At 64.5% G+C, this 12,572-nt stretch carries 13 protein-coding genes; 10 read left to right on the top strand and 3 right to left on the bottom strand.

Going from position 1 to position 12,572, the window contains the following annotated elements:
- Positions 1 to 208: 208 nt before the first annotated feature.
- The gene (locus tag JQ586_RS19435) at positions 209 to 553 is read left to right on the top strand and encodes a Lin0512 family protein (RefSeq protein ID WP_212396212.1); all 345 of its coding nucleotides are present in this window, start codon (positions 209 to 211) and stop codon (positions 551 to 553) included.
- Between the two features lie 61 nt (positions 554 to 614).
- Here the strand turns inward: JQ586_RS19435 and JQ586_RS19430 are convergent, their stop codons facing one another.
- Positions 615 to 1,484: an SDR family oxidoreductase gene (locus JQ586_RS19430; protein ID WP_212396211.1), complete on the bottom strand. Its 870-nt coding sequence runs from the start codon at positions 1,482 to 1,484 to the stop codon at positions 615 to 617.
- Positions 1,485 to 1,562: 78 nt separating this feature from the next.
- Here JQ586_RS19430 and JQ586_RS19425 point away from each other — a divergent pair, with 78 nt between their 5' ends.
- Together JQ586_RS19425 and JQ586_RS19420 are read left to right on the top strand one after the other, a co-directional pair.
- A complete protein-coding gene (locus JQ586_RS19425; protein WP_212396210.1) occupies positions 1,563 to 2,267 on the top strand; it encodes a glutathione S-transferase family protein in 705 nt (234 codons plus the stop codon).
- 75 nt (positions 2,268 to 2,342) lie between these two features.
- The gene (locus JQ586_RS19420) at positions 2,343 to 3,671 is read left to right on the top strand and encodes a dicarboxylate/amino acid:cation symporter (RefSeq protein WP_212396209.1); all 1,329 of its coding nucleotides are present in this window, start codon (positions 2,343 to 2,345) and stop codon (positions 3,669 to 3,671) included.
- Between the two features lie 8 nt (positions 3,672 to 3,679).
- On the opposite strand, the gene JQ586_RS19415 is transcribed toward JQ586_RS19420, so the two are convergent.
- Positions 3,680 to 5,230 carry a winged helix-turn-helix domain-containing protein gene (locus JQ586_RS19415; RefSeq protein WP_212396208.1) on the bottom strand — a complete coding sequence of 517 codons (1,551 nt, stop codon included), beginning with the start codon at positions 5,228 to 5,230 and terminating at the stop codon, positions 3,680 to 3,682.
- 164 nt (positions 5,231 to 5,394) lie between these two features.
- Here JQ586_RS19415 and JQ586_RS19410 point away from each other — a divergent pair, with 164 nt between their 5' ends.
- Together JQ586_RS19410 and JQ586_RS19405 are read left to right on the top strand one after the other, a co-directional pair.
- On the top strand, positions 5,395 to 6,441 hold the full coding sequence (locus tag JQ586_RS19410; RefSeq protein WP_212396207.1) for an alpha/beta fold hydrolase: 1,047 nt from the start codon (positions 5,395 to 5,397) through the stop codon (positions 6,439 to 6,441).
- A 102-nt stretch (positions 6,442 to 6,543) separates the two neighbouring features.
- Entirely contained in the window at positions 6,544 to 6,909 is a 366-nt protein-coding gene (locus JQ586_RS19405; RefSeq protein ID WP_212396218.1) for an ArsC family reductase, read from the top strand.
- A 9-nt stretch (positions 6,910 to 6,918) separates the two neighbouring features.
- On the opposite strand, the gene JQ586_RS19400 is transcribed toward JQ586_RS19405, so the two are convergent.
- Positions 6,919 to 7,536, bottom strand: a complete 618-nt coding sequence (locus JQ586_RS19400; protein WP_212396206.1) for a hypothetical protein — start codon at positions 7,534 to 7,536, stop codon at positions 6,919 to 6,921.
- A 343-nt stretch (positions 7,537 to 7,879) separates the two neighbouring features.
- On the opposite strand from JQ586_RS19400, the gene JQ586_RS19395 reads away from it, so the two are divergent.
- The 5 genes from JQ586_RS19395 (at position 7,880) to JQ586_RS19375 (ending at position 12,530) form a co-directional block, all read left to right on the top strand.
- Positions 7,880 to 8,635, top strand: coding sequence for an ABC transporter ATP-binding protein (locus tag JQ586_RS19395; RefSeq protein ID WP_212396205.1), 756 nt, complete (start codon positions 7,880 to 7,882; stop codon positions 8,633 to 8,635).
- The gene (locus JQ586_RS19390; RefSeq protein ID WP_212396204.1) at positions 8,628 to 9,371 is read left to right on the top strand and encodes an ABC transporter ATP-binding protein; all 744 of its coding nucleotides are present in this window, start codon (positions 8,628 to 8,630) and stop codon (positions 9,369 to 9,371) included. The genes JQ586_RS19395 and JQ586_RS19390 overlap by 8 nt, the downstream gene beginning before the upstream one ends.
- 38 nt (positions 9,372 to 9,409) lie before the next feature.
- Complete coding sequence (locus JQ586_RS19385) at positions 9,410 to 10,630, top strand: ABC transporter substrate-binding protein (protein WP_212396203.1); 1,221 nt, start codon at positions 9,410 to 9,412, stop codon at positions 10,628 to 10,630.
- Between the two features lie 66 nt (positions 10,631 to 10,696).
- Complete coding sequence (locus JQ586_RS19380) at positions 10,697 to 11,560, top strand: branched-chain amino acid ABC transporter permease (protein ID WP_212396202.1); 864 nt, start codon at positions 10,697 to 10,699, stop codon at positions 11,558 to 11,560.
- Between the two features lies 1 nt (position 11,561).
- Entirely contained in the window at positions 11,562 to 12,530 is a 969-nt protein-coding gene (locus JQ586_RS19375) for a branched-chain amino acid ABC transporter permease (RefSeq protein ID WP_212396201.1), read from the top strand.
- Positions 12,531 to 12,572: the final 42 nt, after the last annotated feature.

The raw sequence follows: 12,572 nt of genomic DNA, 5'->3' as shown, positions 1-12,572 counted from the left end.
GGTCCTACCCCCGTGCTTTCTACACTGCACGGGGCCCATGGGTGCGATCGGCACCCGGCTTTCCCTGCGCCCTCTGCATGATGAGGGCGGCGAAACCGCAAAAACCTCGGGCTCACGCTGCCGCGAGATCGCGGAGGCATGACTTGACGTCCTGGCCATGGCGGACGATTGAGGGCGAGACCTTCACGCCAACGACACAGGACAATTCATGACACGCGTGCGCTGCATCACCGAAATGGGCATGGGCGTCGACGTCCACGGCCGCGACGCCACCAAGGCCGCCAAGCGCGCCGTTTCCGATGCGATCCGCCATTCCAGCCTCGGCTTCTTCCGCATGCTCGGCAAGACCGCGAACGACATGTTCGTCGACGTCACGATCGCAGTGCCGAATCCGGAAGGCGTGGATATCGACGCAGTCGCCAGGGAGCTGCCTTACGGCACCAAGACGGTGAAGGCGATCGCGGGCGGGCTGGAAATCCCCTCCGATCTCGGCAACGACCCGATCCTGATCGCGAATGCGGCCGTGATCGTGAGCTTCGATGACGGGAAATGAAGCTGGTCAGGCGTACCACCACCCTGCGTCGTCCTGGCTTTCGCCAGGACGACGGAAAGGATCACTCGCCGCGCTTGAAATAATCCGGCTTGCCGGTGGTCCAGGTCTCGCCCCAGTGCTGGCCGCCGCCGTCGACGGTGAGCGTTTCGCCGGTGATGAATTTGCCGGAGGGGCCGGCGAGGTAGACAGCTGCCTCCGCGATGTCCCAGGGCGAGCCGGGCCGCATCATCGGGTTGGAGCGCGGGTAGGCGGCGCGCGCCGCTTCGCTGTAGACGTTCCAGCCCTCGGTCTCGATTGCGCCGGGGGCGACGCAGTTGACGCGGATGTCGAGCGGCGCCCATTCCACCGCGAGCGCGCGGGACAGACCGATCACACCGGAGCGCGCGGCAATGGTATGCGCGATGCCGTAGAGGCCGTGGGTCGTCACGACGACGATGTTGACGATGCTGCCGGGCGCTTTGCGGTCACGCCAGTGCTGTGCCGCCGCCTGCATCATGTACCAGGTGCCGTTGAGGTTGGTGTTGATGACCGCGTTCCAGCCCTTGACCGAGAAATCGATCGCGGGTTGCGGAAACTGGCCACCGGCGCTGTTGACCAGGATATCGACGTGGCCATGCGCGGCCCACACCGCATCGAACGTCGTGTTGACCGCGTCCGGATCCTTGATATCGGCGACATGGGCGGAGGCCTTCAGGCCGCGATGCGCGAGATGATCGACGAGCGCCTTGAGCCTGTCGCCATTGCGGCCGACCGCAACGACATGTGCGCCGAGCCGCGCGAACAGCCAGACGATGGCGCGCCCGATGCCGCCGGCGCCGCCGGACACGACGACGACCCGACCGGTCAGCGCATCGGGCGCGAACACCGTCGGGTGGGTCGCCAGCTCATCGTCGGAGAGGCCGAGCCTTGTCCGTGTTTGTTGATCGTCCATGGTCGCGTGCGGCCCTTGCGGCTTTGATCAATGTTCGTAGATTACCCATCCAACAACAAGCAGGCAAAGATCGCTGACATGCCCGACCTGTCATCCTTTCCGATCACAAAGCGCTGGCCCGCCCGGCATCCGGATCGCCTCCAGCTCTACTCGCTGCCGACGCCGAACGGCGTCAAGGTCTCGATCATGCTCGAGGAGATCGCGCTGCCCTACGAGGTGCATCTCGTCGACTTCGGCAAGGATGACCAGAAGACGCCGGAGTTCCTGTCGCTGAACCCGAACGGCAAGATCCCGGCGATGCTCGATCCCGATGGACCCGGCGGCAAGCCGCTGCCGCTGTTCGAGTCGGGGGCCATGCTTCAATACCTCGCCGAGAAGACCGGCAAGCTGCTGCCGGCGGATGCCGCTCGCCGCTATCAGGCGATCCAGTGGGTTCAGTTCCAGATGGGCGGCATCGGGCCGATGTTCGGCCAAGTCGGCTTCTTCCACAAGTTCGCCGGCAAGGATTATGAGGACAAGCGGCCGTTGCAGCGTTACGTCGCCGAGTCGAAGCGCCTGCTCGCCGTGATGCAGACCCATCTCGCCGGACGGCAATGGTTCATGGATGACGAATACACCATTGCCGACATCTCGATGCTCGGCTGGGTGCGCAACCTGATCGGATTCTACGGCGCACGCGAGCTGGTCGAGTTCGACCAGTTCACCGATGTCGCCGCCTGGCTGGAGCGCGGCCTCGCACGCCCGGCGGTGCAGCGTGGATTGAACATTCCCAAGCGGCCGTGACGCGTCAATGTTGATTGCCGCAGCCGGCGAAACGTCTCAAGATGACGTTGCAGACGAGTAATCATCGGGGGCTTCATGACCACAGACGCGATCCGACCTGCAGTCAAGCCCCGTCATCAGCCCTGGTACAAGATCCTCTACGTCCAGGTCCTGATCGCAATCTTCGCGGGTATCCTGATCGGGCACTTCTATCCCGATCTCGGCAAGTCGCTGAAGCCGCTCGGCGACGGCTTCATAGCCCTGATCAAGATGATGATCGCGCCGGTGATCTTCTGCACCGTGGTGCATGGCATCTCCTCGATGGGCGACCTCAAGCGCGTCGGCCGGGTCGGCCTGAAGACGCTGATCTATTTCGAGGCGGTGTCGACGGTCGCGCTCGCGTTCGGGCTCCTGGTCGGCGAGGTGCTGCAGCCGGGCCGCGGCTTCAACATCGACCCGTCGACGATTGATCCGAAGTCGGTCGCAACCTACGTCACGCAGGCCAAGGAGCAGGGCATCGTCGCCCATCTGATGGCGATCATTCCGGACAGCTATCTCGGCGCGGTTGCTCGTGGCGACCTGCTGCAGGTGCTCCTGATCTCGATCCTGTCCGGCTTCGCCATTGCCCTGATGGGCAAGGCCGGCGAGCCGATCGCGGCCGCGATCGATACGGCCGCCAAGATGTTCTTCGGCATCATCCGTATGATCGTCCGTGTCGCACCGCTCGGTGCATTCGGCGCCATGGCATTCACGGTCGGTGCCTACGGCCTCGGCTCGCTCGCCAATCTGGCGGCGCTGATCGGCACCTTCTATCTGACCAGTGTGCTGTTCGTGCTGATCGTGCTCGGCGCGATCGCGCGGCTCGCGGGCTTCTCGATCATCCGCTTCATCGCCTATATCAAGGACGAGCTCCTGATCGTGCTCGGCACCTCGTCGTCCGAGACCGTGCTGCCGCAGCTGATCCAGAAGATGGAGCATCTCGGCGCCTCGCGCTCGGTGGTCGGCCTCGTGGTGCCGACCGGCTACAGCTTCAACCTCGACGGCACCAACATCTACATGACCCTGGCGACGCTGTTCCTGGCGCAGGCCACCAACACGCATCTGACGATCTGGCAGGAACTCGGCATTCTCGGCATTGCCATGATCACGTCGAAGGGCGCTTCCGGCGTCACCGGCGCGGGCTTCATCACCCTGGCCGCGACGCTGTCGATCGTGCCGGATATTCCGATCCAGTCGATCGCCATCCTGGTCGGCATCGACAAGTTCATGAGCGAATGCCGCGCGCTGACCAATCTGGTCGGCAACGGCGTCGCCTGCGTCGTAATCAGCCTGTCGGAAGGCGAGCTCGACAAGAACGCGCTGCACGAGACCATGGCGCATCCGGTGGCGCTCGGCGAAGCGCTGGAGCCGGGTGGGGCGGCCTGACAGGATCCTCAGTCGGGTACGCCGGCCGCCCTGAGCGTTTCCGTATAGGTCTTCGACATCATCTCGACGGGAAACGGAATTCGCGACAGGAAGCCCGAGATCGTGAAGTTCGGCTCGACCTTGAGCAGCTCGCGCGCGATCTGCGTCGCGCGCTCGCGATCGCCGGTCTTCACCAGCGCCACGATCAGGACGCGCAGCGCCACTGCGAAGCGCCGGTTCTGCGCCAGCGCCTTGTCGGCCCATGCCACCGCTTCGGCAAAGTTCTCGTCGAGCACCGCGCAGATCGCGAGCGCAGCCGAAGCGAACCAGCCGCGCGGGTCACGCGGGTTCAGCCGCTGCGCGCGCTCGATCATGGCGCGACCGGCGGCCTGGTTGCCGCGCATGGCCTCGATCCAGCCGCCGAGCGTCAGCGCCATCGCCGAGTTCGGGTTGATCGCAAGCGACCGCCCGAACAGATCGCGCGCCGGCTCGATCTCGTCGGCCATGTTCCAGATCGCAAACGCGGCCATCCACAACACCTGGGCATCACCAGGCGCCAGCTCGACAGCGCGCCAGGCGCGCGCGACCGCGCGCTCGCGATACGCCTCGTTCGGTGCGAGCCAGCCCTGGAAATGGCGCAGCGCATGGCAATAGGCCGATGCCGCCAGCGCCGGCGCGTAGGCGGGATCGAGCGCGAGCGCCTGGTCGAGGCAATCGAGCGCGGCCTCCATGCTGGCAGGCGTGAATTCATAGCGCAGGCTGTAGGCGCGCAGCAGCAGATCATAGGCGTCGAGCCGGACGGGGGGCGTCGCCCGCAATCGCTCGGCTTCCGCGACATGCAGGGTCGGCTCGATCGCGCCGACCACGCTCTCGGTGATGCGGTCCTGCAGCTCGAATACGTCGTTCACAGCGCCGTCGAACCGGTCGGCCCACAGATGCCCGCCGGAGACGGCATCGATCAGCTGGCCGGTGATCCTCAGGCGGTCGCCGCCGCGGCGGACGCTGCCTTCGAGCACATAGCCGACGCCGAGTTCGCGGCCGACCTGGCGGATGTCGACCGCCTTGCCCTTGTAGGTGAAGGCGGAGTTGCGCGCGATCACCGTCAACCCGCTGCAACGGGCGAGCGCGGTGGTGATGTCCTCGGCAATGCCGTCGGCGAAGTAGTCCTGCTCGGGATCGCCGCTCATATTGGTGAAAGCCAGTACCGCGATCGCCGGCCCCTCGTTCGGGCGCAGCCCGACTGTGTCCGCCGCGACCGCGACGGTCGCTGCCTCCTCGCGGACCTCGCCGACGAAGCGAAGGCCCTTGCGGGGCAGGGTGCGGATCAGCCGCTGCTCCTCGCCACTGTCGCCGATCGCCATCCGCGCAGCATTGACCCGGCTGCTCAGGGTGGCTTCCGAGACGATCCGCCCGTGCCAGACCGCGGCCAGCACATCGTCGCGGCTGACGACACGGTCGCGGGCTCGGATCAGGAACTCGAGGAGGTCGAAGACCTGCGGCTCCACGGCCACCAGCGCATCGCCGCGGCGCAGCTCGCGGCGATCGGAATCGAGTACGAAGTCATTGAAACGATAAGGCAAATCGATGGGTCCGGCAGCCGGTTTCCTGTGCAGGTGGCGGAACCTAGCACAGGCGGCGCGAGGCAAAAATCACGACGCTCTGAAGGACAAATCCATGCCATCTCAAAGCGAACGGGGACCGGCTGCGGCATGATCATGTCCGACATCAGATGCAGGAGACCACCATGTCGCAATCGATCAATCAGCAGCGCCGCCGTTTCCTCGGGATCGCCGGCAGCACCCTGGCCGCGGCCGGCCTCAGCATCTTCGCAGTGGCGCATGCCGAGTCCGCGGCGAAGGCAGCGCTGCCCGCAATCAGGCCCGGCGCCCACACCTCGCTCGGCCCGGTCAAGCAGGTCCAGGCCGGCGTGCTCGATGTCGGCTATGTCGAGATGGGTCCGGCGTCAGGCACCGCCGTCATCCTGCTGCACGGCTGGCCCTATGACATCCACAGCTATGCCGATGTCGCGCCGGCGCTGGCGGAGGCCGGCTATCGCGTCATCATCCCGCACCTGCGCGGCTACGGCACGACCCGCTTCCTCTCCACCGACACGATGCGCAGCGGCCAGCCGGTCGCGGTCGCCGAAGACATCACCGCGCTGATGGATGCCCTCAAGATCGAGAAGGCTGTGCTCGGCGGCTATGATTGGGGGGCGCGCACCGCCAACATCATGGCCGTGCTCTGGCCGGAGCGCTGCAAGGCCATGGTGTCGGTGAGCGGCTACCTGATCGGCAGCCAGGCGGCCGGCAAGGTGCCGTTGCCGCCGAAGGCGGAGCTGCAATGGTGGTACCAGTTCTATTTCGCGACCGAGCGCGGCCGCGAGGGCTATGCCAAGAACCGGCACGACTTCAACAAGCTGATCTGGCAGCTCGCCTCGCCAAAATGGAATTTCGACGACGCCACCTATGACCGCAGCGCGGCCGCGTTCGACAACCCCGACCATGTCGATATCGTGATCCACAATTACCGCTGGCGGCTTGGCCTCGCTGAAGGCGAGGCGAAGTATGACGCATTCGAAAAGACGCTGGCGCAGGGGCCTGTCATCGCGATACCGACCATCACGATGGAGGGCGATGCCAACGGGGCGCCGCATCCGGAGCCCGCAGCCTATGCCAAGAAGTTTTCCGGATACTACGAGCACCGCCTCGTTTCCGGCGGCACCGGCCACAACCTGCCGCAGGAGGCGCCGATGGCGTTTGCCCAGGCGATCATCGATGTCGACAGGGCCTGAGCCGGCAACATGGAGATCGGTGTGGAGACCGGCTTCGTCCGATCTGGCGTGGCGACGGCTGCAGGGCTAGTTTCGCCGCACCAGATCGTGCGGGGAACGGCATTGAGCATCACCATCTACGGCATCAAGAACTGCGACACCATGAAGAAGGCGCGGGCCTGGCTCGACGATCACGGCGTCGCCTACGACTTCCACGACTACAAGACCGCTGGCATCGCCAGGGACAAGCTCAGGCAATGGAGCGAGGAGGTTGGCTGGGAGACGCTGCTCAATCGCGCCGGCACCACCTTCAAGAAGCTGCCCGAGGCCGACAAGGAAGGATTGAACGAGCGCAAGGCCCTGGCGCTGATGGCCGAGCAGCCGTCGATGATCAAGCGTCCGGTGCTCGACCTCGGGCCTAGGCGCGTCGTCGGCTTCAAGCCCGACATCTATGCCAAGGAAGTGCCGGCGAAGGCGCGCAAGCGCTAGATCGAGTATCTAGATCAGCTCGACCGAATCCTGCGCCGCCGGGCGCCGTGACGGCTCGAGGGCACGATCGATCACGGCGCTGACGATGACGACCGGAACGGCCTTCGGCATCACGCCCATCAGATTGTCGAGCCTGAAGCCGCCCTCGATGCTGATCGCCTTGTAGGAGCCGACGATCTGCATGACGGCGTCGCCGGCGCCGAACGGCAGCAGCAGCCGTTCATAGGCGACATCCTTGCCGTCGGCATCCTGCACGGTCGAGACGGTGTAGGTCGGCCGCTTCGACGCCAGGCAGGCGCGGTAGGATGGCAGCACCCGCGCATAGCGCTCGGCGCCGATCGCGTCATCGAGATAGCGGTTGGTGCGCAGCGCCGGATCGACGTGCTCGTTGCCGTAGGCGGTGGTCAGGCGAGCGCCTTCCTGCGTGATCAGGAAGCGGGCGGCATCGCCGCGGCCGACCACCTCGAAGCCCATCATGTCGGCGCACTCGTCGGCAGAGCCGTCGGTGTGGAAATCGCCGAGGCAGGGCAGGGCATCGGGCGTGCGCAGCGCGCGCAGCCATGCGTTCAGCAGCACTCGCTGCGTGATCGACTTCACCACCGACGGATAGGCGCTCTCGAACTGCAAGCTGAAGGCCCGCGCTGTTTCCAAACCGGCTGAGCCTCTGCCATGGGCGGAAATATTCTATGAAAGCGCGGAACCGGAGCGAAACACCGTTAATGGCGGCTTTCCGCTGCGCAAAGCGCGGCCAAAATCTATTCGACTAAGGATCAACCGGAACCGGGTATTGCCGATGCCGCACCGCACAGCTTTCCACCTTGCCTAACCGCCGCAGATGACGGCATATTCCGGCCCGGAGGCGACAGCGCCCGGGACGGTTTCCAAGACGTTTCGGACGACCTGTCGGGCATTGAAGAACCGGCCGCGCGGGCGAGAGGCCTCGCAGCGACGGCGTATGGGGGAAATCTGTTTGGCCGATGAATTCATTCTTGAAACCAGCGGATTGACCAAGGAATTTGCGGGTTTCTTCGCCGTTCGCGACGTCGCGCTGAAGGTGCGTCGCGGTCATATTCATGCGTTGATCGGGCCGAATGGCGCCGGCAAGACGACCTGCTTCAACCTGCTGACCAAATTCCTGAAGCCGTCTGGCGGCCAGATCCGCTACAAGGGACAGGACATCACCGCGATGCCGCCGGCCGATGTGGCGCGCCTCGGGCTGGTGCGCTCGTTCCAGATTTCGGCGGTGTTTCCGCACCTGACTGCGCTCGAGAACGTCCGCGTGGCGCTGCAGCGCCAGCACGGCTCCTCGTTCGACTTCTGGCGCTCCAAGACCGTGCTCGACCGCTACAACGGCCGCGCGCTCGAGCTCCTGAACGACGTGGGCCTCAGCGAATTCGCCAACACGCCGGCGGTCGAGATGCCCTATGGCCGCAAGCGCGCACTCGAGATCGCGACCACGCTTGCGCTCGACCCCGAGATGATGCTGCTCGACGAGCCGATGGCCGGCATGGGCCACGAGGACATCGACAAGATCGCCGCGCTGATCAAGCGCATTTCGGCCAAGTACACCATCCTGATGGTCGAGCATAATCTCTCGGTCGTGGCCAACCTGTCCGACATCATCACCGTGCTGACGCGCGGGCAGGTGCTGGCGGAAGGCAACTATGCCGACCTGTCCAAGGACGAGCGCGTGAAGGAAGCCTATCTGGGAGCGGGGCATGGCTGAGGCGAAACTGGCGGAGGCCCCCGCGGCGGCAGCCGGCGCCGAGGTGCTGGCGGTGAAGGATTTGCAGGCCTGGTACGGCGAGTCCCACATCCTGCACGGCATCAATTTCAACGTGAGGGCCGGCGAGGTCGTGACGCTGCTCGGCCGCAACGGGGCAGGCAAGACCACCACGCTGAAGTCGGTGATGGGCATCATCGGCAAGCGAAGCGGCTCGATCCGTTTCGACAATCAGGAGATCATCCGCGCCTCGTCCGACCGGATCGCGCGCAAGGGCATCGCGTTCTGTCCCGAGGAGCGCGGCATCTTCTCGAGCCTCGACGTGAAGGAAAACCTGATGCTGCCGCCGGTGGTGCGCTCGGGTGGCCTGTCGCTCGAGCAGATCTTCACGCTGTTTCCGAACCTGAAGGAGCGTCTCTCCAGCCAGGGCACCAAGCTGTCCGGCGGCGAGCAGCAGATGCTGGCGATCGCGCGAATCCTGCGCACCGGGGCGCGCTTCCTGATGCTGGACGAGCCGACCGAAGGGCTCGCACCCGTCATCATCCAGCAGATCGGCCACACCATCGCTCGGCTGAAGTCGGAGGGGTTCACGATCCTGCTCGTCGAGCAGAATTTCCGTTTCGCCTCCACCGTCGCGGACCGCTACTACATCGTCGAGCACGGCAAGGTGATCGACGGTTTCTCCAATTCCGAGCTGTCGGCCAACATGGACAAGCTCCATACCTATCTCGGCGTTTGAAATCGTCGAACCGCAAAATTCAGGACGAGGGAATACACATGAAGAAGACGATTTCAGCGCTGTTGCTCGGCACCGCGATGACGCTGGCATTCGCCGGCATCGCCTCGGCTGACGACAAGAACGTCAAGATCGGCGTGTTGTCGGACCAGTCCGGCCTTTACGCCGATCTCGCCGGCCCCGGTTCGACGCTGGCGGCACAAATGGCGATCGAGGATTCCGGCCTGAAGGCCAAGGGCTGGACCATCGACCTGATCTCCGGCGACCACCAGAACAAGCCCGACATCGGCACCACCATTGCCCGCCAGTGGTTCGACGTCGACAAGGTCGACGTGATCGCCGACGTGCCGAACTCCGGCGTCGCGCTCGCGGTCAACAACGTGGTGAAGGAGAAGAACGGCGTCTACATCAATTCGGGAGCCGCGACCTCGGACCTGACCAACGCGCAGTGCTCGCCGAACACGGTGCACTGGACCTACGATACCTACATGCTGGCCCATGCCACCGGCCAGGCGCTGGTGAAGGCCGGCGGCGATACCTGGTTCTTCCTGACCGCGGACTACGCCTTCGGTGCCGCGCTCGAGCGCGACACCACCGCGGTCATCCTTGCCAATGGCGGCAAGGTGGTCGGCGGTGTCAAGCATCCGCTCAACACCTCGGACTTCTCATCCTTCCTGCTGCAGGCGCAGGCCTCCAAGGCCAAGATCATCGGACTTGCCAATGCCGGCGGCGACACCACCAATGCGATCAAGCAGGCCGCCGAGTTCGGTATCGTCAAGGGCGGCCAGAAGCTCGCAGCGCTCCTGCTGTTCCTCACCGACGTCAAGGCGATCGGGCTCGAGACGGCACAGGGGCTCAACTTCACCGAGACCTTCTACTGGGACTTGAACGACAAGACCCGCGCCTTCTCCAAGCGCTTCTCCGAGAAGATGAAGAATGGCGCGATGCCGACCATGGTGCAGGCCGGCGTCTATTCGGGCCTGCTGCATTACTTCAAGGCGCTTGATGCGCTCGGCGCCAATCCGCATGACGGCGTCAAGGTGGTCGCCAAGATGAAGGAGATCCCGACCGACGATCCGCTGTTCGGCAAGGGCGTGGTCGAGGCCAACGGCCGCGTCACCCACGACGCCTATCTGTTCGAGGTGAAGAAGCCCTCGGAGTCCAAGGGCCCGTGGGACTTCTACAAGCTGGTCGGCACCGTGCCCGGCGACCAGGCGTTCACGCCGCTCTCGCAGAGCACGTGCGCGCTGCTGAAGAAATGACGATCACGCCCGCCGGTCACGCGGTGACCGGCGGGCTCCATCCAGCTTCAGGCGAAAGCTTTCTCGATGCAGGCACTTTACGCTCAGCTTCTGGTGGGACTGATCAACGGCTCGTTCTACGCGCTGCTCAGTCTGGGGCTCGCCGTGATCTTCGGCATGCTCAACATCATCAATTTCGCGCATGGTGCGCTCTATATGATGGGCGCCTTCGTGGCGTATTTCCTGCTCAATCTGGGCGGCATCAACTACTGGTGGGCGCTGATCATCGCGCCGGTCGTGGTCGGCGTCTTCGGCATGATCCTCGAGCGGACCATGCTGCAATGGCTGGCCGGGCTCGACCATCTCTACGGCCTGCTGTTGACCTTCGGCATCGCGCTGATCGTGCAGGGCGTGTTTCAGAACTATTTCGGCTCTTCTGGTCTGCCTTACTCGATTCCCGATCAGCTCAAGGGCGGCATGAATCTCGGCTTCATGTTCCTGCCGATCTATCGCGGCTGGGTCGTTATCTTCTCACTCGTGGTGTGTATCGCGACCTGGTTCCTGATCGAGAAGACGCAACTCGGCGCCTATTTGCGCGCCGCCACCGAAAATCCGACCCTGGTGCGTGCCTTCGGCATCAACGTGCCCAGGATGATCACGCTGACCTACGGGCTCGGCGTCGGCCTTGCCGCGCTCGCCGGCGTGCTGTCGGCACCGATCAACCAGGTCCGGCCATTGATGGGTGCCGACCTCATCATCGTGGTGTTCGCGGTGGTGGTGATCGGCGGCATGGGCTCGATCATGGGTTCGATCATCACCGGCTTCGCGCTTGGCGTGATCGAGGGACTGACCAAGTATTTTTATCCCGAAGCCTCCAACACCGTGGTGTTTGTCCTGATGGTGCTGGTGTTGCTGGTGAAGCCAACGGGACTGACGGGACGGGCGGCCTGACATGTCGACATTGACCGACGATACCATTCCGGTGACGCCCCGCGCGATGCGCGACGAGATGATCGTGTTCGCGGTGATGGCGCTGCTGCTCGCGATCGTGCCGTTTTCGGGCATCTATCCCTTCTTCGTGATGCAGGCGTTGTGCTTCGCGCTGCTCGCCTGCGCCTTCAACCTCCTGATCGGCTATGGCGGCCTGTTGTCGTTCGGCCATGCCATGTTTCTCGGCACCGCCGGCTACGTATCGGCACATGCGCTGAAGGTCTGGGCGCTGCCGCCGGAGCTCGGCATCGTGGTCGGCACCGCCGCGGCCGCCTTGCTCGGCCTCGTCACGGGCTACATCTCGATCAAGCGGCAGGGCATCTACTTCTCGATGATCACGCTGGCGCTCTCCCAGCTGCTTTACTTCATCTACCTGCAGGCGCCGTTCACGCATGGCGAGGACGGCATCCAGGGCATTCCGCAGGGCCACCTGTTCGGCATCCTCGATCTCTCCAAGCCGACGGTGCTCTATTATGTGGTGATGGTCGGCTTCCTCGCCGGCTTCCTGCTGATCTACCGGACCATCAATTCGCCGTTCGGCGAGGTCCTCAAGTCGATCCGCGAGAATGAGCAGCGGGCGATCTCGCTGGGCTACAAGACCGACCAGTACAAGCTGCTCGCCTTCATTCTCTCGGGCACGATCGCGGGCTTCGCCGGCTCGCTGAAAGTGTTCGTGGCGCAGAACGCCTCGCTCACCGACGTGCACTGGTCGATGTCCGGTGAAATCGTGCTGATGACGCTGGTTGGCGGCCTCGGCACCATCTTCGGGCCCGTGGTCGGCGCCTTCGTCATCATCGCCATGCAGCAATATCTCGCCGGTTTCGGCCAGTGGGTGACGGTGATCCAGGGCGTGATTTTCGTGGCCTGCGTGCTGCTGTTCCGGCGAGGACTGGTCGGAGAGCTCGCTCACTTCCTCCGGCGGTCGCTTTAAGGCGCGGCCGGGCAGGGCGGCCGGTCCGACCGGAGCTGACAA

The organism is Bradyrhizobium jicamae (assembly GCF_018130215.1).
Taxonomy (GTDB): Bacteria; Pseudomonadota; Alphaproteobacteria; order Rhizobiales; family Xanthobacteraceae; genus Bradyrhizobium; species Bradyrhizobium jicamae_A.
Note: the sequence above shows the minus strand (reverse complement) of the source record. Positions and strands in the feature narration are given on the sequence as shown.

Excerpts from the sequence above, each read along its gene's own strand:
- JQ586_RS19435 (WP_212396212.1), top strand. The coding sequence starts at position 209 with ATGACACGCGTGCGCTGCATCACCGAAATGGGCATGGGCGTCGACGTC.
- JQ586_RS19430 (WP_212396211.1), bottom strand. The coding sequence starts at position 1,484 with ATGGACGATCAACAAACACGGACAAGGCTCGGCCTCTCCGACGATGAG.
- JQ586_RS19425 (WP_212396210.1), top strand. The coding sequence starts at position 1,563 with ATGCCCGACCTGTCATCCTTTCCGATCACAAAGCGCTGGCCCGCCCGG.
- JQ586_RS19420 (WP_212396209.1), top strand. The coding sequence starts at position 2,343 with ATGACCACAGACGCGATCCGACCTGCAGTCAAGCCCCGTCATCAGCCC.
- JQ586_RS19410 (WP_212396207.1), top strand. The coding sequence starts at position 5,395 with ATGTCGCAATCGATCAATCAGCAGCGCCGCCGTTTCCTCGGGATCGCC.
- JQ586_RS19390 (WP_212396204.1), top strand. The coding sequence starts at position 8,628 with ATGGCTGAGGCGAAACTGGCGGAGGCCCCCGCGGCGGCAGCCGGCGCC.
- JQ586_RS19385 (WP_212396203.1), top strand. The coding sequence starts at position 9,410 with ATGAAGAAGACGATTTCAGCGCTGTTGCTCGGCACCGCGATGACGCTG.
- JQ586_RS19380 (WP_212396202.1), top strand. The coding sequence starts at position 10,697 with ATGCAGGCACTTTACGCTCAGCTTCTGGTGGGACTGATCAACGGCTCG.
- JQ586_RS19375 (WP_212396201.1), top strand. The coding sequence starts at position 11,562 with ATGTCGACATTGACCGACGATACCATTCCGGTGACGCCCCGCGCGATG.